The organism is Mongoliitalea lutea, from assembly GCF_014652135.1.
GTDB classification, from domain to species: Bacteria; Bacteroidota; Bacteroidia; order Cytophagales; family Cyclobacteriaceae; genus Mongoliitalea; species Mongoliitalea lutea.
The window spans coordinates 99887-124703 of the sequence record NZ_BMYF01000005.1; the positions used below are offsets into that span (position 1 = coordinate 99887).

The following is a 24817-nucleotide window of genomic DNA, read 5'->3' on the forward strand; positions in this document are numbered from 1 at the left end:
TTTTAAGTACTTTTGAATGAAACAAAGAAAAGAAAAATATATGGCATATACGATTCGGGAAGTTGTTTCTTACTTGGAGCAAATTGCGCCTCCTGCTTACCAGGAGTCTTATGATAATGCACAATTAATAACTGGCAATCCTCAGGCTGTGGTTCAAGGCATCCTTTGTACCTTAGATGCTACGGAGGAAGTAGTTCAAGAAGCTATAGCATTGGGCTGTAATATGATTGTTGCCCATCACCCCATCGTATTCAAAGGTCTCAAAAGCTTTACAGGCAGAAATTACGTAGAGCGTACCATAATTCTAGCCATCAAGCATGATATTGCGATTTATGCGATCCATACAAATTTGGATCATGTAGCTCATGGAGTCAATAAAAAAATATGTGATTTGCTTGGTTTGGAGAAGACCAAAATATTGGCACCGAAAAAAGGTATTCTTTCCAAGTTGGTCACCTTTGTTCCGAAAAATGCTACAGAACAAGTCTTGCAAGCGCTCTTTGCTGCTGGAGCCGGAGAAATTGGAGAATATTCCTCCTGTAGCTTTTTACTGGATGGCACAGGAACCTTTACACCTTCTCAAAAAGCTAATCCGCATATTGGCAGCCCAGGAAAGCCTCATGAGGAACCTGAAACTCGCATAGAAGTATTGCTACCGTCTCATGTTGAACGACAGGTTTTAAGTGCACTCAAACTGGCACATCCTTACGAAGAAGTCGCTTATTACATGCAATCACTTGAAAATGAACATCAAGAAGTTGGCGCTGGTATGGTGGGTGAGTTAGCAGTCCCCATGAGTGGGGAAGCTTTTTTAGTACACTTAAAGCAATCAATGGACTTAAAAGTAGTTAAGCACACCAAACTTTTGGCTAAAGAAGTATCCAAAGTAGTTGTATGTGGAGGCGCAGGCATTTTCTTACTTTCTCAAGCAAAAAAATCTGGTGCTCAATTTTTTATAACATCTGATGTAAAATACCACGAATTCTTTGATGCTGAAAATCAGATTGTTATTTGTGATATTGGACATTACGAAAGTGAAATCTACACAAAAGAATTATTGGCAGACATATTGTCGCAAAAATTTACTAATATTGCACTCTATTTGACAAAAGTAGTTACGAATCCCATAACTTACATATAGTACATGGAAAGTACAGTTGCACAGAAGCTTGAAGCCTTATTAAACCTTCAGAAAATAGATTCCAGACTTGACGCGATTTTTAAAGTTAGAGGTGCTCTACCAGAAGAAGTTCAAGACCTAGAAGATGAAATAGCCGGATACGAGACAAGATTGGATAAATTCCAGTCTGACATCCAAATGCTTGACGAGGACATCAAACGATTCAAAGAGAATATCAAAGAATCGGAGAAGTTGATCAAAAAGTACACCGAGCAGCAGATGAACGTCAGAAACAACAGAGAGTATGACGCCATCACCAAAGAATTGGAGCTTCAAGATTTGGAAATCCAGGTTTCTAAAAAGAAAATCGGAGAAGCACAGGCCAAAATTGAACAGAAAAATACGGATGTCGAAGCTTTGAAAGAAGTATTGAAAGACAGACAAAAGGATTTGGATGGGAAGAAAGGGGAATTGGATACCATCGTTGCAGAAAGTGAGGCCGAAGAAGCTAAATTAAACAACGAGAAGGAAAAAGCTTCCAAAAAAATTGAAGAAAGATTACTGAAATCTTATACCAAAATCAGACAAAACGCGAAAAACGGCTTGGCTGTAGTGATGGTTAAAAGAAATGCTTGCGGCGGTTGCTTCAACGTAGTACCTCCACAACGACAGGCAGATATCAGAGAAAAGAAAAAATTGATTGTTTGTGAACATTGCGGTCGAATCTTCGCTGGTGTAGAAGATGAGGTGGAAGAAGAAGCAACAACCAAGAAAAAAAGAAGCAGTAGAGCTTAATAATAAAACCCGGAAATTCCGGGTTTTATTTTTTTGTGCAAACAGTTTTTTGGAAAGTTCGTTAAACTTTCATAAGTTTCTAACATGAAAAGGTTTACACTCACCATCGTATGTATCTTAATGATGACTTCGGTATTTGCAAATGATCCGGGAGAGAAGACTTTTTTGATACTTTTTGATAAAGCCGAACTCAAAGAAAATAAAACAAGCACGGCATATATAGAACTGAGTTTGATGAATATCTTCAAGACAAAGTCCTATGCAGGAAATTCGGATGCAGCTATTTTAGTAAAAGTACCTTTTGGCAATATAGATAAACGTCAATTAGGAGACTTTTTCATTCGAGTAAATGCTTCAAAAATCACTCCTTTAGATGAAATAGCCTTTCAAATCATCGATATGGATGAAAACAAAGCTATTTTCAATGCCATGTACGCGAGTTTGGAAGAGAAGCTCAACAAAACCAAGAAAAACGGAAAAACCACCAAAGCAGTTGCTACACCTTAAAGTGAGCTCCTGAATTATATTTTTCTACCACAAATGTGCCGCTTTCATGTCTATGAAGCAGGTATAATCCTAAGTTTTGATGTTGAAAAACATCCATGTACCTCAAATCCAATCTCAAAAGTACAGCCATTAAAATGCGGATGGCTCGCCCATGCATACAAATCAAAAGTGTTTCACCTGGCTGTGAAAAAATATAATCCATCCCACGTTGCAGGCGTTCCGCTACTTGTATAGGGCTTTCCCCTCCATCAATCGCATAATTCAAGTCGCCGATAGACCATCTATGCAGCATGTAGTGATAATATTGATGTTCGGAAGGAGTCATGGGCACACCTTCATACTTTCCCCAAGAAATCTCATTCAGATCAGGGATAGACTCAGAAGGAATCCCTAAATCCAAAAAACCTTGAATAGACTGCTTGGTTCTTTGCAGGCCTGTGTAATACACTTTATCAAAAGGAACATCCTTACAATACTCAAAAAAAGCCTGAGCTTGGGCAAGTCCTGTCTCATTTAAGGGTGCATCTATCCCACTTCCCTGCACTACTCCTTTCAAATTGTAATCTGTTTGTCCGTGTCGGACCAAGTAAATTTTTTTGCTCGGCAAGATTCTTTATTTTTGTTTGATATCCCAAAGAAAAGAGTTTTAGCTGAGAATACATGATATTTCCCCCGAACATTGCATTAGACACCCTCAATAATTGGGGGAAAAATACTATGACAGATTTTTTAGATATTCAGTTTACTGCCATTGGAGCTGATTATTTAGAAGCCATTATGCCTGTAACAGAACGAACCAAACAGCCTTTGGGACTGTTACATGGTGGTGCCAATGTAGTATTGGCAGAAACCTTAGGAAGTGTCGCTGCAACCTTGACGGTAAATCCTCAAACGCATTATTGTGTAGGACTGGAAATAAACGCTAACCACATAAAATCCGTAAGAGATGGACATGTGAAGGGAATCACCAAGCCCATTCATTTGGGCAAAAAAACACAAATCTGGGAAATTAAAATTTATACAGCCTCTGGAGATTTGAGCTGCATCAGCAGAATTACAATGGCTGTTATGGAAAAGAAATAACATGCAGACTTCAATCATACATCAGTCCTTGGACTTGGATGAACTTTTGGGGAGACTTATAGCAGAACATCTACAGGATGATAATCAGTTAGCCATTTGGAGGTTTCCAAAATCCAATGTGTTGCATGTATTGATTGATACTACCAAAAACATCAAACGGGTTTCATTAGATTTAGAAGAGCTTCCTTCCGGTTTTATCGTACACCCTTTTGAAGATCAGGTGGACCAAAAGGCTTATTTTTTGGAGGCGAGTAATTATTTCACCATACAATTAAATGTCCCTCTGGAAGAACAGGAGGCTCCCTATTTCGAAGAGAAAAGCATAAAGGATCCACAAACCATTCATGAACTCATAAGAAAATCGTTTGCTTCCATCAATTCCTCCGGTGAATCGATAGAAGATATTGCTTATACCAAAGAGGACTTTATTGATTTAGTAGAAAAAGGTATTGAAACTATCCGCGAGGGTAAGCTCAGCAAAATTGTACCTGCCAAGTTAAAAAGACTCCCCTTATCGGAGGACTTTAATTTAATCACTTCTCTCCACCGATTACTGGAAAGTTACCCCAATGCCTTTATCAACTTCTTTCACATCCCTGGTATCGGTACTTGGATTGGAGCTTCACCGGAAACACTCATTCAGACAAAAGGCAAAGAATTCTACACCATGTCTTTGGCAGGAACCCAAAAAGCACAAGGAGACAATCCAATTAAAAATGCCGCATGGACACAAAAAGAAATTGAAGAACAGGCTTTGGTCAGTCGGTACATTGTGGATTGCTTCAAAAAAATACGTTTACGGGAATATAGCGAGCAAGGTCCGAAAACAGTCATTGCCGGGAATTTGCTCCACTTGAGATCCGATTTTACAGTGGACATGGAAGCCACGAACTTTCCTCAATTGGGTTCTGTGATGTTGAAGCTTTTGCATCCAACTTCTGCAGTTTGTGGAATGCCAAGAAAAGAGGCCTTTGAATTCCTTCGAACACATGAACGCTTTAACCGTTCTCTATTTGCCGGATTTATTGGACCTGTAAATATGGACGGAGAAACAAGAATATTCGTTAATCTACGAACAGCTAGATTATTGGAAAAAGAAGCTTTACTATATGCAGGAGCAGGAGTCACGGAAGACTCTAACCCTGAAAAAGAATGGGAAGAAACAGAAATGAAGTGTGATATCATCGGTAACTTCTTAAAAACCTCAAAGGCTTGATCTTACAACCTATACTTGACCTCGTCAGCATTTGCGCTGCTCAAGGAATTACGGATGCCGTATTATCTCCCGGGTCCAGATGCGCACCACTCACATTGGCATTTGCACGTCACCCTGATATTCAAGTGAAAACAATCTCTGATGAGCGTGCTGCGGCATTTATCGCTATGGGAATGGCACAGCAACAAGAAGTCCCAACCGTTTTGGTATGTACTTCAGGTTCGGCAGCCTACAATTATGCACCGGCCATTGCAGAGGCTTTTTTTCAGCAAATTCCTCTACTCGTATTGACAGCGGACAGACCGCCTGAATGGATTGATCAATGGGATGGACAAACTATCAGACAGCAGGAGATTTTCGGTAAGCATATCAAAGCCTCCTATCAGTTTCCAGATGACTTCCATCATCCGGATAAAGTTTGGCATGCCCATAGAATCGTCAGAGAAGCTATCCTTAACGCGCAGGAGTTCCCAATGGGACCAGTGCATATCAACATTCCCCTTCGGGAGCCTTTTTACCCAAACAAGGATGAAGCTTTTGACTTCAAGGAATTTAAAAAATTTGAAGTCATTGAAGGGAAGCGAACACTCAGCGATCAACAAGCCGCATACTTGCAATCGCAGTTGGAATCCTACCAAAAAATCTTAATTCTTTGCGGACAGCAAAGACCAAGTGTAGACGTTCATCGGGCACTAGAAGAAGTCATTCAGTCCAAAAGTGCGGTGGTGGTCTCCGATACCATTGCCAACTGTCAAGTGGATGGTACGATTTGTTTCCATGACCATTTTACAGTTTTTGAGCCATTAGTTGATTCACTTCAACCAGATTTGATTATCAGTTTTGGAAAAAGTATCATCTCCAAAAATCTTAAGCTTTTCCTAAGAAAATCTGATGCCCGTCATTGGCACATCAGCCCAAATGGATATGTACCGGATACTTTTCAGAAGCTTTCCACTGTGGTCAGAGGAGATGTTGCCGAAGTTCTCAGATTAGTGAAAACTAGAGGAGAAAAAGCTACTCATTTCATCCAAGCATGGACTAATATCGACCAATTGATTGGAAGTAGACTACCGGTTTTCTTGAAAGCAGCTCCTTTTGGAGAGTTTAATGCGCTACAAAAAATACTTCAGGAGATCCCTGCGGATTCCATCATCCACGTTGCCAATAGCATGGCTGTGCGCTATCTCAATTTTCTTGGACCGAGAAAACAGGAAATTGTAGCTAACCGTGGCACATCAGGTATTGATGGTAGTAATAGCACCTCCGTAGGTTGTGCATTGACCACAGATAAGTTCGTTACTCTTCTCACTGGAGACATGGCATTCTTCTATGACCGCAATGCCTTTTGGCACAATTACTCTACTCCAAACCTACGCATCATTGTATTCAACAACCACGCAGGAGGGATTTTCCGCTTGATCGATGGTCCTGCCAATCAACCTGAGTTGGAGGAATTCTTTGAAACCAAACAATCCCTAGATGCAAAGAATCTTTGTGAAGAATTTGGAATGGACTACTATGCTGTGATGGACAATCCAACCTTGGAAAACAGCCTCCAAGGCTTCTACACTCCAAGCACTCATCCAAAACTCATCGAGGTTTTTTCGGAAAGTGTTACAAATGCAGAAATTCTGAAGGAGATTAAAGGGAGGATTCGGAAGCTGGTGAGTGAGAAGTGAGCAATTGAGCGGTGAACAGTGAGCAGTGGGGAGTGAATAGTGAGTAGTGAACAGTGAGCGGGGAGCAGGAGGCACTGACAGGTGCATAATGCACAGTTGAGGAATAGAAATGAAAAATGATTTTATGTTCCTATGAAACTGCGGAAGTGGGTTCAGCTGTTAATTGTTAACATGTGAATCAGGAATTCAAATACCGCTTTCGTATTAAATACACTGTTTTATGGGTTTTTAACCCACGACAGTCATTGAAATTTAGAGAAAAATTTTGTCTGTATTTCCAAAGAATACACCCATCAATAGCCGTGGCTTTTAAGCCATGGCATTGGGGATGAAGAGTTAACAGGTAGCAGTGAAGAGTGGGCAAACAGAAGTTGGTTGATGCACAATTAATTCTTAATTACCAGAATCTATACTTGGTTCTTCGTACTTTATACTTAGTACATTGTAGCGCAAAGTGATTAGTTGATTGAGTGATTAGTGTGTGAGTTGATAGACCTTATTCCGCTATCAAGACCAAGCAGGTTTTAAAAACCTGCCTGGTCTCTCTCCCTGATTAGATTCGAACGATCACAAAGCAACACTCTGCTTCAAATCCGCTAAATCTCCTATATCTGCGAGAACCTTCCACGAGCCTACGTTCCGAAGTAAGTATTCAACTCTTCCAGCATCTGCTCTTTCTCTTGAAGGTCTTTAATGATTTTTCCTTTTTCTAATAAGACAATGCGATCGCAAATCTCAGTAACGTGATTTAGATCATGGCTGGAAATCAAAAATGTTGTATTGCTACGCTCTTTTTCCTGCAAGATAAACTTCTTCAATTTGACCTGTGAGCTAGGGTCCAAATTTTCAAAAGGCTCATCCAGATAGACTACCTCTGGATTCCCGATCATCGCCGCTGCGATACCAACTTTCTTCAAATTCCCCTTGGAAAGGTCTCGTATGTACTTCTTTTTTCCTACGATTTCATCGTTGAACAATTCTTCAAACTTGGCTAAATGATCCTGCATATCTGCATCAGATAGCTTATGGATTTTTCGTAAGGTTTCGAAATATTCATCCGCAGTCAAGTAAGAAAGCAACATGTGCTCATCTAAAAAGGCACCAACTTTCCCTTTCCACTCTTCATGCTTGGCTACATTCAAATCATGCATACGAACCTCACCCGAAGTAGCTCTTACTAGGTCAAGCATGATGCGAAATAAAGTAGTTTTACCGGCTCCATTGTTACCTACTAAGCCAAAACACTCTCCTTGTGGAATAGTTAAACCTTCCACATCGAGGACTACGGCCTCCTTATATTGTTTTTTAAGTTCTATTACCTGTATCATAATTCTTGTCTGAATGAAGCTGAAATTTCATAACGTTTACTCATAACTCTCTTTATAATCAATTGGACCAAATAGGGATATGCAATGATGCCTATGACACCAACAGCGCCCAAAGCAACTAAACCTACATATTGATTAACAAATAATGCGAATGGCAAATAAATTGCGTATGGAGCTCCCATCATGGGGATAATCATTAAAAACTGTGCAATTCCAACTCCCTCGTAATTAAACATTGCCCCTTTATTCAGGTCCATGGGCTTTGGTTTCCATAAAGCTAGATAGATTACCATGTGAATCACTACACCGATATTGAAAAGAAAGGCAGCCACATGAATCATCAAAATTTCGACCCCAAAGTACACATAGGGAATTGAAAAGAGGAGACATAGCAAAGAAACACCAATAAACAGCAAATATTTCCCCCGAATCAAAGCTTCCAATCCACCTTTTTGATTGATGTAAAAATCAAAATTGGAGGAGTTCCAGCTTAGAAATAGCTGCCCATATTGTAACATGAAAATACCTGTAATAAAGGAACCAACAAAGACAAACATGTGGCTAAATCCTTCATCAGATGCATACAAAGGATTGGTGTAGAAAAACAGGCCATACAACAGCAGAAAGCCAGCAAGCATCAGATAAGTTCTGCTTTTCTTATGACGTAAAATCAACTTCCATTCTAGATTGGCCAATTCCCCCGCTAAACCAAACCGATCCAAAAAAGGGATATCCTGATTGATACGAGCATCCACTTCCTCATCCACCAAGTCTTCTAAATAGGCATTATCAAAATAATACCGATAAGCAAAAAAGTACAACCCTATGCAAAGCGCCAATAGGGTTAATACAGGTAGCGGACTTGTTAGAGACCAATCAAACAGAGGTTTCATCCAATCTCCCAAATTAAACCATCCAAAATAATTGGATCCTGCTCCCAATAAAAAGACAACGAAAACTGTCCCGATTCCTGCCAAACTATCTTCAAATTTTTGCTTGAACCATAGCATCAACCAATGCAAAGACCAAGAAGTGAGAATGACAGAACCAAGCCAATAAATCGCTGCATCTGTCCCAAATCGAGGTGCTATCTCCATAAATGCGAAGGGAGAAAACAACAAGGGTGCGATCAAGGTCAAAGGAGAAACAATAGACTTACCTAACAAAAAATGCATCAACCATTTCTTTTTGATAGGCAGATGCAGGAAACTCTGTAAATCCAATACCGGGAGTTTTTGAAGAAAATACCGGTACATAAACTCCGTCAGGAAAAAGAAAATCAAGTTGGCACTGAGAAAGGCATAGGCATCTTCTTTCTCCAATCCTTTCACAATAATTTCCTTCAATAGAATGCCGGCAATAAACACATAACCCAATAGTAAAACTGCCAAAAAGGCGAGAAAAACAGCCACTAGCACACTTTTCGCAAAGGCAGTCGAGCGGATAGTTTTGAGCAATTGCAATTTTAATAAAACAAGTATCATAGGCAGTGGATTAGAAATCGTATTTTTGAACCATTGAAGCGTTAAATATAACAATCCAAATTCAACTATTTTAAAATTAGTCGACTAATGCAACAGATTACTTTCGCTAAGGAATTTTCAGAAATCATACATAAACGCAGATCGGTAAGGATATTTGACCAAAAGAGTGTTTTTAATCATGAAATTGTCACCCAATGCTTGGAATTGGCTACACTTTCGCCAAACAGTTCCAACCTTCAACTGTGGGAGTTTTATCGGGTAAAGGAATCCTCTTCTAAGTTTTCAGCCTTGGTCAAGCTATGCATGGGGCAAAAGGCAGCTAAGACGGCAAGAGAATTAGTGGTAGTTGTAGCAAGACGGGATTTATGGAAATCGCGAGCAAAGGCTAATTATGCCTATATAGAAGAGTGCTACAAGGATGCCGATCCCAAAAAGCAAAAACAGGCCCTCTCCTATTATGGTAACTTGATCCCAAAACTATACAGTAAATATCCTGGATGGTCTGTACTCAAAAAAGGAATTGCTTTTGCAGCAGGCTTGGGAAGCCCCATGGTACGGGAAGTTTCTGAAACTGCTGTCCGTATCTCTGTTCACAAAAGCGTTGCCTTGGCAGCAATGACCTTTATGCATGCCATGACAGCCCATGGATATGACACCTGTCCTATGGAAGGGTTTGATTCTAAACGTGTGAAAAAATTATTGAACCTACCAGCACCCTCTGAAATCAGTATGATCATCGCATGTGGGAAAGGGTTACCGGAAGGCATCTATGGAGAGCGATTTAGAATTCCAAACAAGGCTGTTATTCATGAAATTCCATAAAAAAAGAGCCCGAAACTTTCGGGCCCTTTTTTACCATAACGAACTCTAACTTAATTCTATATTAACTACCGCACATCTCGCAGCCCTCCGGATCATCCAAAGAACAGGCGATTGCAGCTTGATTATTCGATCTTGTCATGTCAATTTCAGGAGTTGCAGCTGCAGTTGGCTTATCATCCAAAGCAGACTTATCCACTGTGAATTGGATTGCACTTGCAGCAGCCTGAGATCTCAAATAATACATACCCGTCTTCAATCCCTTCTTCCAAGCATAAAAATGCATAGAAGTCAACTTACCAAAATTAGGATCTTGTAAGAACACGTTCATACTCTGAGACTGACAGATGTAAGCACCACGGTCTGCTGCCATATCAATGATAGTTTTTTGAGATATTTCCCAAACAGTTTTATACAGGTCCTTAATATTTTGAGGAATCCCTGGGATATTTTGCACAGAACCGTTGGCTGCTACCAGACGATTTCTCATGGTATCATTCCACAAGCCTAAACGAATCAGGTCTTTCATCAGGTGTTTATTCGCCACAATAAATTCACCGGATAGGGTTCTTCTCGTGTAAATATTGGTCGTGTATGGTTCAAAACATTCGTTGTTACCCAAAATTTGAGAAGTAGAAGCGGTTGGCATTGGTGCTACTAACAAGGAGTTTCTCAAACCATACTTCACAACTTTGCTCTTCAACTCATCCCAGTTCCATCTACCTGAGCGTGGCGTTACTCCCCACATATCAAACTGTAGAATTCCTTTGGAAGCCGGAGAGCCATCGTAGGTCTCATAGGTACCTTGCGTCTTCGCCAACTCCATTGAGGTCTCTACCGCCGCGTAATAGATAGTTTCGAAGATATCTTCATTCAATCCTTTTGCCTCAGGAGAGTCAAATGGCATGCGCAACATAATGAATGCATCAGCCAACCCTTGTACACCCAATCCTATCGGTCTATGTCTGAAGTTGGATCTTCTAGCTTCTTCTACCGGGTAATAGTTGACATCGATAACTTTATTCAGGTTTTTGGTAGCAACTTTAGTGATATCATATAATTTCTGATGGTCAAAATATTTCTTGCCATCAGGGCCTTCCTTCACAAATTTTGGAAGGGCAATAGAAGCCAGGTTACATACGGCTACCTCATCAGGAGAGGTGTATTCCAAAATCTCGGTACACAAGTTAGAAGACTTGATAGTACCTAGATTTTTTTGGTTGGATTTACCATTGGCTGCATCCTTATAAAGCATGTAAGGAGTACCAGTCTCGATTTGGGATTCCAAAATCTCAAACCATAAGTCCTGCGCTTTGATGACTTCTCTGGCACGGCCTTCTTTTTCGTACTTTTCATACAGCTTCTCAAACTCTTCTCCATGGCAATCTGCCAATCCCGGAGCTTCATTTGGACAGAATAATGACCAAGATTCATTTTGCTCTACACGCTTCATGAATAAGTCAGAAATCCACATGGCGTAGAACAAGTCTCTTGCTCTCATCTCTTCCTTACCATGGTTCTTTTTCAGGTCCAAAAAGTCTTTGATATCCGCATGCCAAGGCTCTAAATAGATTGCAAAGCTGCCCTTACGCTTTCCTCCACCTTGATCTACATATCGAGCGGTCATATCAAAGTTTCTCAGCATCGGTACAATACCATTGGAAACGCCGTTGGTACCACGGATATAACTCCCCTTTGCACGGATATTATGGATAGATAATCCAATACCACCCGCTGATTGAGAAATTTTTGCACACTGCTTGAGAGTATCATAAATACCATCAATGCTATCATCTTTCATAGTCAATAAGAAACAAGAAGAAAGCTGTGGTTTTGGCGTACCCGCATTGAACAAGGTAGGAGTAGCATGCGTAAACCATTTTTGAGATAGCAAGTGATACGTTTCGATAGCTGCTTCGATATCTTCCTTATGGATACCTACAGCCACACGCATTAACATGTGCTGAGGACGTTCCACCACAACTCCATCCAACTTGATCAGATAGCTTTTCTCAAGGGTTTTGAAACCAAAATAATCATAATCAAAATCTCTGGAATAATCGATTACTTCGTCCAACTTGGCAGCATACTTTTTCACAATCCCATAAACATCTGGAGCAATTAAGGCAGCATTGTCCCCTGTCTTTGGGTTGATGTAGGTATACAGTCTTTTCATGGTATTGGAAAAAGACTGACTCGTAGTCTTATGAAGATTGGAAATGGCAATACGAGCAGCCAAGACCGCATAATCAGGATGTTTCACGGTAAGAGATGCACAAACCTCCGCTGCAAGATTATCTAATTCTGTTGTCTTTACGCCATCGTACAAGCCGTCAATGACTTTTTTAGCAACCTCTATAGGATGGATATACCGTGTATCCAGTCCATTGCAAAGGTTTTCAATCCGCGCAGTGATTTTATCGAATCGTACAGACTCTCTACGCCCATCTCTTTTTATTACTAACATGCCTCTGTGATTTTTGGGTTGGTGGAAAAACTATTATTAGAAATCTTCTCCAATGGAAAACTTTGGTGAGTCTACTACTTCTTTGCCTTTCATTACTCCTGCTTTTTGGTAATCGCCCACTCTTTTCTCAAAGAAGTTGGTTTTACCCTGCAAGGAAATCATATCCATAAAGTCAAATGGATTGGTGCTGTTCCAAACTTTTTCGCAGCCTAACTCTACCAATAGTCTATCTGCTACGAACTCAATGTACTGACACATCAAATCTGCATTCATACCGATAAGTCGTACAGGAAGGGCATCTGTCACAAACTCTTTCTCAATCTCAACTGCATCTTTGATAATCATTGTTACCGTTTCTTTCGGCAACTGATTGACCACATGCTTGGTATATAGGTGACAAGCAAAGTCACAATGCAAACCTTCATCGCGAGAAATCAACTCATTAGAGAAAGATAATCCAGGCATCAATCCTCTTTTCTTCAACCAGAAAATAGAACAGAAAGAACCTGAGAAGAAAATACCCTCTACAGCGGCAAATGCAATCAAGCGCTCTTGGAACGTTCCATTATCAATCCAACGGAGTGCCCAATCTGCTTTCTTTTTCACACAATCAATGTGTTCGATTGCATTGAGTAGCTTATCTCTTTCTGCGGAATCTTTAATATATGTATCAATCAACAAGCTGTAAGTTTCTGAATGAATGTTTTCCATGGCAATCTGAAATCCATAGAAAAACTTCGCTTCTGTATACTGTACTTCTGCTACAAAATGCTCCGCCAAATTTTCATTCACAATACCGTCGCTCGCTGCAAAGAATGCCAAAACATGCGAAATGAAATGACGCTCCCCATCGTTCAACTCCTTCCAGTCTTTCAAATCTTGGCTCAAATCAATCTCTTCAGCGGTCCAAAAACTTGCCTCCGCTTTTTTGTAATACTGCCATATATCATCATGTTGAATTGGAAATAACACAAAACGACCTTTGTTCTCCTCTAAAATCGGTTCAATCTGCTGCATCTTATTGTTGGTTTGTTTTGAAAATCAGATAGTAAGCGGCTGCTAACTCTCTTCAATTGCCGGAAAAGCGTAGATGGTTACCAAACGCTCTGAACAAATATGCCAAGCAATTTTCAAAAATAAAAACCGAAAACTCTAAAAATCACTTTTTTTTGAACTTTGTTCAATTTGTATTTAATAAATTGAAATAGAGTATTTTATATAACTTTAATTGAAGTTTTAGATTATTCAAAATCGGTGTTTTTCAGCCATTTAAAGATTTTGAAGAAATTTGAAAAAATTTTACCACTTCAAAAATGAAGGATTTTTTATCGATTTTTGAATCTTGTTCAAAATTTAGCAACCCATGAAAACTGTCTACCAGCTCATTATTTCACTAATAACTAGACAGTTATCACAAAAACAGTTTTACTCTGAAATTCTTCACCTACATCTAAAACCACAGAATCAAAGCTTGGTTGGTTAATTGCATCAGGAAAATGTTGAGTTTCCAAACAGATCGCAGCATGCTTCCCATAGCGAACACCTTTTTTCCCAACAAAATCACTCCTCAATGAATTTCCCGTGTACACTTGCAGGCCTGGCTCTACTGTATGCACAATTAACCTTCTTCCGGAGGTAGGATGATAAAGCTCAGCAGAATTTTCTGAACTATTTAATACAAAACTATGGTCAATCCCACCTACTAGTCCTATTTGGGAATGATCTGATTCAAGTTGAGGTTTCAAAATAGTTGGTTTTCTAAAATCAAAAGGGGTGCTTTCTACCTTCAAAATTTCTCCTGTTGGCATTCCTTGTGCATCAATCGGAAGGAAGGCATCCGCATCTACTTTGAAAATATGATCTGATATAGTTTCATTGAAATCACCGCTCAAGTTGAAGTAAGCATGATTGGTTGGATTAATTATGGTTTTTTTGTCTGTGGTAGCTTTGTAATGGATACTTAATTCACCCTTGTCATTCAACTCATAAGTTACCCAAACATCCAAATTTCCCGGATAGCCTTCTTCACCATCCGGACTTCTATAGTAAAATTCAACAGCAACTAAGTCCGATTGCTCCAAAACTTTTGACTGCCATAATTTCCTGTCCCAACCTTCCATCCCACCGTGTAGATGAATAGTACCTGTGTTCAATGGAACAGAATAGGTAACCCCATCTAAGGTGAATTGATTACCTTTAATCCTTCCTGCTATCCTGCCCACGGTAGAACCTATATAACAGTAATTATTTTGATAATCTTCTTGTAAATACCCCTCCAAATCATCAAAACCTAAGACTACATCCGCTAGCTTGCCCTCTCGACCTTTCCCATAAAAGTGAGTCCAAGTCGCCCCAAAATCCATGACAGAAACAATGACTTGATCACGGAAATTTAAGGTAAACAAAGTCACCTCTTGACCCGAAGGCAAGGTGCCAAACATTCGTTGTTGAATAGAGAGCATAATTGTAATTTAAAGCGATGTCTTTTTTGTTGAATTTCGTGGTATTAGGGTAGTCTGTAAGACGAATGATTGGGGTTCGGTAGAAACCAAATCATCAAGCTGATCCAACAAATGATTAGCTGCAATAACCCCCATTTCATATCCAGGCTGCGATACTGTTGTTAAGGAAGGCTCAATTACGCCTGATGTTGGATTATTAGTAAATCCAGCCAAAGCAATTTGCCCTGGAACACGAATGCCATTTTCTTTAAAGACTAACATCACATCAATTGCTACTGGATCAATCATACAAAAAACTCCATCAGGACGATTACTATCTGAAAGAATTTTAAGAGCGACCTCCTCATTTCCTTTAGATGTCAAATCTGTTACATAAATTATCGCATCTTCCAAAGACTTACCATTATCCAGTAATGCCTTCAAATACCCTTCTTTACGCTTTTTACTGATATATAAATCCTCTTGACCAGAAACATAAGCCACCCGTTTACATCCTTCTTTCAATAAGTGATCCACAACCAAATAAGCTCCATGAGCATCATCTACGGTCACTTTGGAAACCGGAATTTCCTCCGTAACCCTATCAAACATCATAAATGGTATTTCACGCTCATACAAATTATGCAGATGCTCGTAACTCTTGGTTTCTCGACTCAAGCTGATCAATAAACCATCCACCTGTGCAGCTACGAGCGTACGTAAGTTTGCTTTTTCCTGCTCAAATGATTCATTGGATTGGCAAATCATCACATTATACCCCCGCTTGGATGCAGTGTCCTGAATACCTGAAATATTGGAGGAAAAAAAGTGAGAAGTCAACTCCGGCACAATTACACCCAATACCTTGGTCTTACTGATCCGTAGACTTTGCGCAAGCAAATTATACTGATAATTCATGCTTTCCGCCATTTCCACGATCCTCTTCTTAGTATCCGGATGCAATTCGGGTGAATCTTTCAATGCTCTGGAAACGGTAGAGACAGAAACCCCCAATTTTTTGGCGATTTCTTTCATGGTAACCTGATGCCCTTTTTTCATGTGAGTGTGGTTAAGGGAAAATATATTTTATTCCTGATAAAGACTGAACAAAACTGTTTGCCCAACTGCTTTCAAGGTACGCCTATCAATGATATCCATAGTATCCAAATGGGTATGATGGTAAAATCCAAAACCCGTTTGAGGAGAATATTCAATAATATTGATCATAGGTATTTTGGCATCTCTATTGACAAACAGGTGATCGTCCATAATTTCAGGACTGTCCCTTTGAATAAAGAAGTCAGAAAAACCCAATTCACTTGCATAATTCCATACTTTCTGCACAATATTTTTAGCAAAATACATGGAATACCCTTCTCTGTAAAAGCGTGCTCCTTTTGCCCCAACAAGATCAACCAGAATACCAAAATAGGCCGTATAACCTGGTTCATGTAAGTTTTTAGACCAATATTGGGATCCATGGCACCACCAAACCTTAGAATTATTTCTGAAGTTTACATGTTCAGGCTCTCCATCATCCTCACCATCAAATAAAATGATGTCGATACCAACTTCTGGTTTATCTGAACCCGTACCAATCACTCGGGCAATCTCAAGTAATACGGCCACTCCAGAACCTCCATCATTAGCTCCATCTATGGGTTCGTCCATCCGCTCTGTATCCTTATCCGCAATTCTTCGGGTATCCCAGTGAGCTCCTAACAAAATCCGCTTTTTCGCATTGGGATTGTAACTGGCAATGATGTTGGTGAGATCCCAAGTAAGATTATCATATGTGGTTGCTTGGAACTCCTGCGTTTGAACTTCCCATCCATAGGATTTAAACTGAGCTATCAACCATTGCTTGGTGGCAGCATGACCGGGAGTATTCGGAACCCGGGGACCGAAGTCCACTTGTCGCTGGATAAACTGATAGGCAGAATCAGCCGAAAACTCAGGAGCATCTCTTAGTATTAAAGCTACTTGACTTTGATCGCTTTGCTTTTCACTGGCACAGGACCAAAGCAATAGTACGGCAACTATGCCTATCCAACATTTACTCTTCATATGCCCAATCAATTTTATCTTTCATATCCTTTACCACAAAACCCATAGCTTTCAAAGCCGCTCTGATTTCATCGATTTTATCGTAATTTCGGGCTGTTTTTGCTTCAGCATATAGCTTCAACAAGACCTGTAACAAGTCCTCTTGCACATCGGATTTTTCCTCACGGATACCCAAGATCTCCTCAACAAAAAGCATATATGTTTGAAGCATTTCCGTAAATACTTCCTCTCCTAATTGAGCGGATTTAAGCTGACCTGTGTAGATGGAATTGATTTTTTTCAAAAGATTGAACAAATGCCCGATGGCCTGTGCTGTATTAAAATCATCATCCATAGCACGGTAAGCAGCTTGTATACTTGAGGTCACCTGCTTTACCTGATTTTCATCTACAGCAATATCTTCTGCTACGTATCCCAGTTTTTTGGCTATTTTAAGACCGTTGATGATTTTTTTATATCCCTTCTGAGCAGCTTTTAGTGCATCATTGGAAAAATCCAAGGTAGAGCGATAGTGAGCCGTCAACATGAAGTAACGGATGGTCATGGGACTATAAGCCTGCTCTAACAACTTGTGATTTCCTGTAAACAACTCCTGCAGGGTAATGAAATTCCCTAATGACTTGCCCATCTTCTGTCCATTGATGGTAATCATGTTGTTGTGCATCCAATATTTGGCGGGATCTTGGTGGTTGCAGGCATTCCCCTGTGCAATCTCACATTCGTGGTGCGGGAACATCAGGTCCATTCCTCCCCCATGAATATCAAAATGCTTTCCAAGATATTTGGAAGACATGGCCGTACACTCCAAGTGCCAACCAGGAAATCCCATGCCCCATGGTGAGTCCCATTTCATCAGGTGTTCGGGAGCTGCTTTTTTCCATAAGGCAAAGTCAGCTGCATTCCTCTTTTCACCTTGTCCATCCAAATCTCGTGTCCCCGACATTAAGTCATCTAAAACTCGACCTGATAACTTTCCATATTTCTCGCGCTCATTATATTTCAATACATCAAAATATACCGAACCATTGACTTCATATGCAAGACCTTCTTCTAAGATAGCTTGCACTAAGGCAATTTGCTCCGGAATATGTCCGGTGGCCCTAGGCTCTATACTTGGTTTGATGGTATTGAGCAGTTCCATATCCCGATGATAGGTATCTGTATATTGCTGGGCTACTTCCATGGGTTCAAGTTGTTCTAACTTGGCTTTTTTGGCAATTTTATCTTCTCCCTCGTCCGCATCACCTGTCAAATGCCCCACGTCTGTGATATTCCGGACATAGCGGACTTTGTAACCCAAATGAGATAGGTATCTGTAAACCGTATCAAAAGTGACCGCTGGTCGGGCATGCCCAAGGTGTGCATCTCCATACACCGTAGGTCCGCAGACATACATACCTACCAAAGGTGCATTTAGTGGTTCAAAAGCTTCTTTTTCCCGGGAAAGGGTATTATAAATTTTCAGATTTGAAGAATGTTTCATAATTGATTTATCAGAGTCTAGGCAGTCCTAAACCAATAACCACACAAAATAACAGATTTAGTTTGCAAATTACTTGATAAAATTAAAAAGAGGGAGATTCGAGGTGATTTAAATAGAGCAAATAACCCTTCTTACAAAGATTTTTTTCTTTTTGAAGGGGACCGTAACATCTACTCGTGAGTCTTTATAAACTATCTCAATACCTTTTCATTCTCACAACCATTTCTTGTTGATGGGTATAGAAACTTTAAATTTTGTAGTAAGTGTCAAATCAAAAATAGTCTTCTGACTTCTGAAGCTGTCATCATGGACATTTTTATTTCGCTGGAAAATGAATCTTAAAATTCATCTCGCTAAAATAAAGATAAATATGCAGTAGCTTATGATTTGTGAAATTTATTCAAATTCAGAGAACGATACTGAAAATTTACAAAAAAAGGCTGCCTTCAATTCGAGGACAGCCTTGGTTTATTTTTATCTCAACTCTTAGTGTTTGAAATGTCTTACACCTGTCATCACCATACTCATGCCATGGGCATCGCAGAAATCGATGGAATCCTGGTCTTTGATGGAGCCTCCCGGCTGTACCACCGCTGTGATACCTGCTTCATGCGCAATTTCTACACAATCTGGGAATGGGAAGAAAGCATCGGATGCCATTACAGCACCTTTCAAATCAAACCCAAAAGCTTTTGCCTTTTCAATTGCCTGACGCAAAGCATCTACACGAGAGGTCTGCCCTACCCCTGAAGCAAATAGCTGATTGCTATTGCTCAAAACAATGGTATTGGACTTTGTGTGCTTACAAACTTTAGCAGCAAACACCAAGGCATCTAGTTCCTCTTCGCTTGGAGCGAGCTTGGTGGCTACTTTGAAATCAGCCTTCGATTCGGTCTGTAAATCCTTATCCTGCTCGATAATCCCGTTCAACAAGGTCTTGATTTGCTTGGTACCTGGCAAGTCCATTTTCTGTTGCAAGAGAATTCTATTTTTCTTACCCTTCAATACAGCCAATGCATCTGCATCAAAGGCCGGTGCAATCAACACTTCGAAAAACAAGCTGTTCATTTCCTCAGCAGCTGCCAAATCTACAGGCTGATTGGTAACCAACACACCCCCAAATGCAGAAGTAGTATCAGCAGCAAATGCCTTTTGATAAGCTTCTTTTACACTATCAGCTGTAGCGCAACCGCAGGCATTGGTATGCTTTAAAATGGCAAATGCAGTCTCTCCCTTGAATTCAGAAATCAAGGCAACGGCAGCATCGATATCTACTAAGTTATTGTAGGAAAGTTCTTTGCCATTTAATTGCTCAAACAAGGCTTCCAAGTCACCATAAAAGTGAGCTGCCTGATGAGGGTTCTCTCCATATCTTAAGGCCTTCGCTTTGGACTCAGACACTTTTAAGGCAGGGATTTGCTCAGTTTGGTTGAAATAATTGAAAATATGGGTATCGTAATTGGAAGACACTTGGAATGCCTGAGCTGCAAAGTAGCGTCTATCTTCCAAAGTAGTAGCTCCATCTTGTGCTTTCAAGCGGGCTTCCAATTCACCATATTGAGATTTGGAAGCAATGATGACTACATCTTTGAAGTTTTTGGCAGCAGCTCTGATCAAAGAAATTCCGCCAATATCAATTTTTTCAATCACATCTGCTTCTGATGCACCGGAAGCAACTGTTTCTTCAAATGGATACAAATCCACTATCACCAAGTCAATAGCAGGGATATCAAATTCAGCAGCCTGCGCCACATCAAAATCATTTTCCCGACGGTGAAGAATCCCTCCAAAAATCTTTGGATGCAAGGTTTTCACCCTTCCACCGAAGATGGACGGATACCCGGTCAACTCTTCTACAGGAACAACTGTAGCACCTTGCTCTTCGATAAACTGCTGTGTACCACCCGTGGAATAAATGGTTACACCTTGGGCCTTCAATTGAGCGATGATGGGTTCAAGATTGTCTTTGTAATAGACGGAAATTAAAGCAGATTGTATTTTTTTGGTAGCCATGATTTTTGACGGCCACAAAGACGCTAGAACACAAAGGAATTGGTCGGGACTTTGTGGCTATATTTTGGTGGAAAATTTTTCAAAGGGCAAAGGTAGGAAAATCAATAGATTAAAGCAGACTTTCAATCACATTTGGAAAGTATTTATATTCCAATTCATGAACTTTGGAAGCAATGCTCTCCGGTGTATCTTCAGATGTCACCTCCACTGCTGCTTGAAAAATGATTTTACCTTCGTCATACTGTTCATTCACCAAATGAATGGTAATCCCAGTATGGGTTTCTCCCGCTGCCTTTACAGCCTCGTGCACCCGCATACCGTACATGCCTTTTCCGCCAAACTTGGGTAAAAGTGCTGGATGGATATTGACAATTTTATCAGGAAATGCTTGGATTAAATTTTCGGGAATTTTCAATAAAAAACCAGCTAATACTACCCAATCTATCTTTTGCTCAAGCAATAGCTGGGTCAATACTCCTGACTCCAATTCTTGTTTAGAAAAAATCACAGCTGGTACTTCCAACTGTTTGGCTCGCTCCAATACATAAGCATTCGATTTGTTACTGGCGATCAAAGTTACTATACCTTTATCGGAGTTTTGGAAATATCGGGTAATTGCTTCGGCATTCGAACCACTACCGGAAGCCAAAATTGCGATTCTTTTCACGTGCGAGGAGATTGATGACCTTCAAAAATAGGGACTAAGGTGTTAGCTACCAAAATTAGTTTTAAATCATTTAATTACAACTGCTTGAATTATTTTACAAAAAACGGAAATTCAGACACTTTGTTTCATTGGAAAAATTATTTTAAAATTAATTTTTGTTAATGCAACCTCAAAGAAAGATTATTCCGTATGAACACTTAAACCAATAGAATATGTACCATGAAAAACCGATTGTTATTAGCTAGCCTTTTGGGAATATTTTTCCTTAGTTCTTGTGCTGTCATCCGTCAGGGAGAAGTGGGTGTCAAAAGTAGATTCGGAAAACTTTCAGACACCTCTCTTGACGCTGGATTGGTAGGATTTAATCCATTTACTACACGAGTGATAAAAGTCCCTATTCGTACCGTAAATCAAGAAATCCGCTTACCACTTCCAAGTAAAGAAGGGTTGACCATTGAATCAGAGATCTCAATTCTTTACAGCATTGAAAAGAATAAGGTACCTTTTATCTTGGAAGACATCGGAGAGAATTATGAGCGTGTGTTGATTTTAAATGTATTCCGCTCTGCGGCTGCAGATATTACGGCACAGTACATGGCCAAAGACATGCACTCAGGGATGCGTTCAGAAATTGAAAAAGAAATTCAGGAAAGAATGCATGAGTCTTTAAGACAAAGAGGTTTCGTTGTTGAGCGTGTCCTGATGAAGAGTATCAACTTACCAACAGAGCTAAGCCGTGCCATTGAGCGTAAATTGAAAGCTGAACAAGAGGCGCAGCAAATGGAGTACATTTTGGAACGTGAGCGAAAAGAAGCCGAAAGACGTAAAATTGAAGCAGAAGGTACCCGTGAAGCACAAAAAATCTTAGCCGAAGGACTTGTGAGGGAAATCATTGAGTTGAGGAGTATCGAAGCATTCCGAGAGCTTGCCAACTCTCCAAATACTAAAATCATCATTACAGACGGCAAAACCCCTTACTTGATCAATTCTCAAAAATAAGGGTTGCCAATAAGACAATCATAATAGGGTGATTGCGATGAGTTCTCCTCGAGAACGATAAAAGCTCTGCTTAAGCAGGGCTTTTTTATTGCTTCATTTTACCAATCATCTCTTTCATCAACTTGAACGCCAGCATCGCTGTCATGTCATGATGGTCACGAACAGGATTGTACTCAACCAAATCTGCCCCAATAATGGGTGTTTTGATAGTCTGAATGATATCGAGCAGCTGCCGAGTACTCATGCCACCTGGTTCATAATGCGATATTCCCGGCGCAAACGCAGGGTCTAATACATCAATATCCAGGGAAATATACAGCGGCCCTTCTAAGGTATGTATGAAATCCATGCTAAAGTCTTTCATTTCAAGGATTGAGACCTTGTACTTGGCCGCCTGTTCCCGCTGATGTTGAGTCAAGGTTCGGATGCCGACTTGGGTCAGAGATTTAAGCAAGCCTTTTTCCAATAATCGGACAAAAGGAGAAGCATGGGAATAGGGATTGCCTTCAAAATCCTCATACAAATCGCCGTGCGCGTCCAATTGTAATACATGCAAAGGACCATGTTTCAGTGCATGCGCTTCAATAACGGGGTATGCAATGGAATGATCTCCTCCCAAGCTCAACAGTTTGCTACCATCAGCAATGGCTTTGCTGACGGATGTTTTGATGTACTCGTATGCCTTTTGGGGATCTTGACTAGCAAACAATAAATCCCCTAAATCTTGAAAATCCCTACCTGCTAGGATTTCCACTCCTTCTTCCGTGTAGTTATTGGCAGATCCTTCACTTGCCATTAGGCGTATTCTTGGAGGAGCCAAATACGGTCCTCTAAGGAAGGAACTGTTAGCATCAAAGGGGATTCCTAGAATTTTAATCATGGGTTGATTTTTACCGGTTTCAATTCCTCAAAGAAAATATCATCATTGGGAACATTAAAGTCCATTCCTGTCACCTCCAACTTATTATTGAGAATAAACTGAAGGGTACCGAAGTTAAACCAGGCATGTTTCTCATCCCAGATGATTTCATAGGTATCATAATGCCAGTGTTTCAAGCTGGCATTCAGTCTTGGAGCATCTTCGAAATATATGCGCAAAGCGCCATTTTCTTCTTTGACTTCGATTATGCCATAGATGTCTGAGCTATAGGCTCCTATAAATTGGGAAGAAGGGACGGATGTCTTTGTATTAAGAACTCTGGCTTTTTTGATGTCTTCGATGCGGGTGTCATTGGCTTGGTTGGCTAAACTCCTTTTGAGCAAATCTGCGGACCAGTCCTTATTTCCTGTTCCTAAAAATTGGTCAAAAGCATAATAGGTTGCCGCCATGATGGGACTTTGATGGCCATTGGTCAGGACAACTACACCCAACTTTTCTTCAGGAATCATGGTCACGGCTGTAATCATGCCGTCGTATCCCCCTGTATGGCCTACCATGAATTTTCCATGGAAATCACCCATATTCCAACCCAGTCCATAGCCACTGAAATGCCTGCCCAGGTCGTTTGGCTGGGTGTGATCCACCATGTTGACATTATGCATGGTCCACATCAGGTTGCGGTTGCTACTTGAGATCAGCGTGTCCTGTCCGATAATCCCATGGTTCATATTGAAGATCATCCATTTGGCCACATCGCTTACTGAAGAAATCAATCCACCAGTAGCAGCGATACTTTCCCAGTCTTCAAATTCAATGGGGAAGTTTTTTGCTTCCTCTCGGCCATGGGCAGTGACATAATTCCCTTTTTTATCCAGGTCTTTAGCTGTAGTAATTGTCCTGTCCATGCCTAAAGGATGGAGAATGCGTTCCTGCACATTTTCTCCCCATGTTTTGCCGGTAATTGTTCGGATGATTTCACCTGCTGCTACATACATTAAATTGGAATAACCATAACCTCCCCTGAAGTCGAAAGCTTGTGGCATCTTTCCTGCCCTTTTGATAAAATCCTCGGCGGAACCTTCATTTTTGTACCAGATAACGTCTCCACTAAAGGTTCCCAGGCCCACCCTATGACTTAGCAGGTCGCGGATGGTAACATGCGCACTTATCCAGGGATCATAAAAAAGTGAAAAATAAGGCAGATAATCTTTTACCCGATCGTTCCAATTTAGTTTTCCCTCCTGTACCAGCATTGCTAATACAGCCGAAGTAAAGGCCTTGGAATTGGAAGCGATAGCGTAGAGGGTATGTTCATCGGGTTTTTCATTTTTACCAACTGTCTTGGTGCCGAAGTTGCCGGTGAAAATTAATTGTCCATCTTGAACAATGCCAATACTGGCTCCCGGAACATCCCAGTCTTTGACCATCTGTTCAAAATAGGCATCGAGCTTTTGAAGATCGGGGGTAGTTTGGGCCTGAAGGGAGTGGATTGCAAACAGGAAAAAGACCCAAAATAAGCATAGATGTTTTTTCATTTATTGAGCGTGGATAGATGATGGCTCAATTTAGGAAAGACTTGGGACTGTCCAAATAAAAGAGACCTGTTTAGAAATAGAAAAATTAGTAAAGGGATATTTTCATAACATTAAGTATTCAGGCAGAACCATTTGCCTACTTTCAAATTTTTAGTGAAATAGTTTTCCCCATATGAATGAATTAAATTTCTTTTCTGAATTCGATGAGAGCGGTAATCCTTTGAGGTGAAAAGA

Annotated in this window: 21 protein-coding genes; 8 read left to right on the top strand and 13 right to left on the bottom strand. The window is 40.3% G+C overall.

Features of this window, described 5'->3' with window-relative positions:
* Window positions 1–40: 40 nt before the first annotated feature.
* The 3 genes from IE080_RS05450 (at window position 41) to IE080_RS05460 (ending at window position 2422) form a co-directional block, all read left to right on the top strand.
* Complete coding sequence (locus tag IE080_RS05450) at window positions 41–1141, top strand: Nif3-like dinuclear metal center hexameric protein (RefSeq protein WP_189579540.1); 1101 nt, start codon at window positions 41–43, stop codon at window positions 1139–1141.
* Window positions 1142–1144: 3 nt separating this feature from the next.
* Window positions 1145–1915, top strand: coding sequence for a zinc ribbon domain-containing protein (locus tag IE080_RS05455; protein WP_189579449.1), 771 nt, complete (start codon window positions 1145–1147; stop codon window positions 1913–1915).
* Between the two features lie 84 nt (window positions 1916–1999).
* The gene (locus tag IE080_RS05460) at window positions 2000–2422 is read left to right on the top strand and encodes a hypothetical protein (protein WP_189579450.1); all 423 of its coding nucleotides are present in this window, start codon (window positions 2000–2002) and stop codon (window positions 2420–2422) included.
* On the opposite strand, the gene IE080_RS05465 is transcribed toward IE080_RS05460, so the two are convergent.
* Window positions 2412–3029 (bottom strand): histidine phosphatase family protein, encoded by a 618-nt coding sequence (locus IE080_RS05465; RefSeq protein ID WP_189579451.1) that lies wholly within the window; start codon window positions 3027–3029, stop codon window positions 2412–2414. The genes IE080_RS05460 and IE080_RS05465 overlap by 11 nt on opposite strands.
* A 53-nt stretch (window positions 3030–3082) precedes the next feature.
* On the opposite strand from IE080_RS05465, the gene IE080_RS05470 reads away from it, so the two are divergent.
* The 3 genes from IE080_RS05470 to menD are packed head-to-tail and all read left to right on the top strand — an operon-like array spanning window position 3083 to window position 6400.
* Window positions 3083–3505 (top strand): hotdog fold thioesterase, encoded by a 423-nt coding sequence (locus IE080_RS05470; protein ID WP_189579452.1) that lies wholly within the window; start codon window positions 3083–3085, stop codon window positions 3503–3505.
* A 1-nt stretch (window position 3506) separates the two neighbouring features.
* Window positions 3507–4721 (top strand): chorismate-binding protein, encoded by a 1215-nt coding sequence (locus tag IE080_RS05475; protein WP_189579453.1) that lies wholly within the window; start codon window positions 3507–3509, stop codon window positions 4719–4721.
* Window positions 4718–6400: a 2-succinyl-5-enolpyruvyl-6-hydroxy-3-cyclohexene-1-carboxylic-acid synthase gene (menD, locus tag IE080_RS05480; RefSeq protein WP_189579454.1), complete on the top strand. Its 1683-nt coding sequence runs from the start codon at window positions 4718–4720 to the stop codon at window positions 6398–6400. Before IE080_RS05475 ends, menD begins: the two co-directional genes overlap by 4 nt.
* Window positions 6401–7032: 632 nt before the next feature.
* On the opposite strand, the gene IE080_RS05485 is transcribed toward menD, so the two are convergent.
* Together IE080_RS05485 and IE080_RS05490 are read right to left on the bottom strand one after the other, a co-directional pair.
* Entirely contained in the window at window positions 7033–7728 is a 696-nt protein-coding gene (locus IE080_RS05485) for an ABC transporter ATP-binding protein (protein ID WP_189579455.1), read from the bottom strand.
* A complete protein-coding gene (locus IE080_RS05490; protein ID WP_189579456.1) occupies window positions 7725–9212 on the bottom strand; it encodes a DUF5687 family protein in 1488 nt (495 codons plus the stop codon). Before IE080_RS05490 ends, IE080_RS05485 begins: the two co-directional genes overlap by 4 nt.
* 87 nt (window positions 9213–9299) lie before the next feature.
* On the opposite strand from IE080_RS05490, the gene IE080_RS05495 reads away from it, so the two are divergent.
* On the top strand, window positions 9300–10034 hold the full coding sequence (locus IE080_RS05495; RefSeq protein WP_189579457.1) for a nitroreductase family protein: 735 nt from the start codon (window positions 9300–9302) through the stop codon (window positions 10032–10034).
* A gap of 61 nt (window positions 10035–10095) precedes the next feature.
* Here the strand turns inward: IE080_RS05495 and IE080_RS05500 are convergent, their stop codons facing one another.
* The 8 genes from IE080_RS05500 to purN form a co-directional block, all read right to left on the bottom strand.
* Window positions 10096–12498 carry a ribonucleoside-diphosphate reductase subunit alpha gene (locus IE080_RS05500; RefSeq protein WP_189579458.1) on the bottom strand — a complete coding sequence of 801 codons (2403 nt, stop codon included), beginning with the start codon at window positions 12496–12498 and terminating at the stop codon, window positions 10096–10098.
* Between the two features lie 36 nt (window positions 12499–12534).
* Window positions 12535–13515, bottom strand: a complete 981-nt coding sequence (locus IE080_RS05505) for a ribonucleoside-diphosphate reductase small subunit (protein ID WP_189579459.1) — start codon at window positions 13513–13515, stop codon at window positions 12535–12537.
* Window positions 13516–13898: 383 nt separating this feature from the next.
* Window positions 13899–14960, bottom strand: a complete 1062-nt coding sequence (locus tag IE080_RS05510) for an aldose epimerase family protein (protein WP_189579460.1) — start codon at window positions 14958–14960, stop codon at window positions 13899–13901.
* A gap of 9 nt (window positions 14961–14969) precedes the next feature.
* On the bottom strand, window positions 14970–15998 hold the full coding sequence (locus IE080_RS05515) for a LacI family DNA-binding transcriptional regulator (RefSeq protein WP_189579461.1): 1029 nt from the start codon (window positions 15996–15998) through the stop codon (window positions 14970–14972).
* Window positions 15999–16025: 27 nt separating this feature from the next.
* Window positions 16026–17006 carry a M28 family peptidase gene (locus IE080_RS05520; RefSeq protein WP_189579462.1) on the bottom strand — a complete coding sequence of 327 codons (981 nt, stop codon included), beginning with the start codon at window positions 17004–17006 and terminating at the stop codon, window positions 16026–16028.
* Window positions 16996–18489, bottom strand: a complete 1494-nt coding sequence (gene cysS / locus IE080_RS05525; protein ID WP_189579463.1) for a cysteine--tRNA ligase — start codon at window positions 18487–18489, stop codon at window positions 16996–16998. The genes IE080_RS05520 and cysS overlap by 11 nt, the downstream gene beginning before the upstream one ends.
* A gap of 486 nt (window positions 18490–18975) precedes the next feature.
* Window positions 18976–20502 (bottom strand): bifunctional phosphoribosylaminoimidazolecarboxamide formyltransferase/IMP cyclohydrolase, encoded by a 1527-nt coding sequence (gene purH / locus IE080_RS05530; protein WP_189579464.1) that lies wholly within the window; start codon window positions 20500–20502, stop codon window positions 18976–18978.
* Window positions 20503–20611: 109 nt separating this feature from the next.
* Window positions 20612–21169, bottom strand: a complete 558-nt coding sequence (purN, locus tag IE080_RS05535; RefSeq protein ID WP_189579465.1) for a phosphoribosylglycinamide formyltransferase — start codon at window positions 21167–21169, stop codon at window positions 20612–20614.
* A gap of 219 nt (window positions 21170–21388) precedes the next feature.
* On the opposite strand from purN, the gene IE080_RS05540 reads away from it, so the two are divergent.
* The gene (locus tag IE080_RS05540; RefSeq protein WP_189579466.1) at window positions 21389–22168 is read left to right on the top strand and encodes a prohibitin family protein; all 780 of its coding nucleotides are present in this window, start codon (window positions 21389–21391) and stop codon (window positions 22166–22168) included.
* Between the two features lie 85 nt (window positions 22169–22253).
* Here the strand turns inward: IE080_RS05540 and speB are convergent, their stop codons facing one another.
* Both speB and IE080_RS05550 read right to left on the bottom strand, forming a co-directional pair.
* The gene (speB, locus tag IE080_RS05545; protein WP_189579467.1) at window positions 22254–23048 is read right to left on the bottom strand and encodes an agmatinase; all 795 of its coding nucleotides are present in this window, start codon (window positions 23046–23048) and stop codon (window positions 22254–22256) included.
* Window positions 23045–24583 carry a serine hydrolase gene (locus IE080_RS05550; protein WP_189579468.1) on the bottom strand — a complete coding sequence of 513 codons (1539 nt, stop codon included), beginning with the start codon at window positions 24581–24583 and terminating at the stop codon, window positions 23045–23047. The genes speB and IE080_RS05550 overlap by 4 nt, the downstream gene beginning before the upstream one ends.
* Between the last annotated feature and the right edge of the window lie 234 nt (window positions 24584–24817).

What these genes read in the sequence shown, in the direction of transcription:
- IE080_RS05450 (WP_189579540.1), top strand. Translation starts at nt 41, where the DNA reads ATGGCATATACGATTCGGGAAGTTGTTTCTTACTTGGAGCAAATTGCG.
- IE080_RS05455 (WP_189579449.1), top strand. Translation starts at nt 1,145, where the DNA reads ATGGAAAGTACAGTTGCACAGAAGCTTGAAGCCTTATTAAACCTTCAG.
- IE080_RS05460 (WP_189579450.1), top strand. Translation starts at nt 2,000, where the DNA reads ATGAAAAGGTTTACACTCACCATCGTATGTATCTTAATGATGACTTCG.
- IE080_RS05470 (WP_189579452.1), top strand. Translation starts at nt 3,083, where the DNA reads ATGATATTTCCCCCGAACATTGCATTAGACACCCTCAATAATTGGGGG.
- IE080_RS05475 (WP_189579453.1), top strand. Translation starts at nt 3,507, where the DNA reads ATGCAGACTTCAATCATACATCAGTCCTTGGACTTGGATGAACTTTTG.
- IE080_RS05485 (WP_189579455.1), bottom strand. Translation starts at nt 7,728, where the DNA reads ATGATACAGGTAATAGAACTTAAAAAACAATATAAGGAGGCCGTAGTC.
- IE080_RS05490 (WP_189579456.1), bottom strand. Translation starts at nt 9,212, where the DNA reads ATGATACTTGTTTTATTAAAATTGCAATTGCTCAAAACTATCCGCTCG.
- IE080_RS05495 (WP_189579457.1), top strand. Translation starts at nt 9,300, where the DNA reads ATGCAACAGATTACTTTCGCTAAGGAATTTTCAGAAATCATACATAAA.
- IE080_RS05500 (WP_189579458.1), bottom strand. Translation starts at nt 12,498, where the DNA reads ATGTTAGTAATAAAAAGAGATGGGCGTAGAGAGTCTGTACGATTCGAT.
- IE080_RS05505 (WP_189579459.1), bottom strand. Translation starts at nt 13,515, where the DNA reads ATGCAGCAGATTGAACCGATTTTAGAGGAGAACAAAGGTCGTTTTGTG.
- IE080_RS05510 (WP_189579460.1), bottom strand. Translation starts at nt 14,960, where the DNA reads ATGCTCTCTATTCAACAACGAATGTTTGGCACCTTGCCTTCGGGTCAA.
- IE080_RS05515 (WP_189579461.1), bottom strand. Translation starts at nt 15,998, where the DNA reads ATGAAAAAAGGGCATCAGGTTACCATGAAAGAAATCGCCAAAAAATTG.
- IE080_RS05520 (WP_189579462.1), bottom strand. Translation starts at nt 17,006, where the DNA reads ATGAAGAGTAAATGTTGGATAGGCATAGTTGCCGTACTATTGCTTTGG.
- cysS (WP_189579463.1), bottom strand. Translation starts at nt 18,489, where the DNA reads ATGAAACATTCTTCAAATCTGAAAATTTATAATACCCTTTCCCGGGAA.
- purH (WP_189579464.1), bottom strand. Translation starts at nt 20,502, where the DNA reads ATGGCTACCAAAAAAATACAATCTGCTTTAATTTCCGTCTATTACAAA.
- IE080_RS05540 (WP_189579466.1), top strand. Translation starts at nt 21,389, where the DNA reads ATGAAAAACCGATTGTTATTAGCTAGCCTTTTGGGAATATTTTTCCTT.
- speB (WP_189579467.1), bottom strand. Translation starts at nt 23,048, where the DNA reads ATGATTAAAATTCTAGGAATCCCCTTTGATGCTAACAGTTCCTTCCTT.
- IE080_RS05550 (WP_189579468.1), bottom strand. Translation starts at nt 24,583, where the DNA reads ATGAAAAAACATCTATGCTTATTTTGGGTCTTTTTCCTGTTTGCAATC.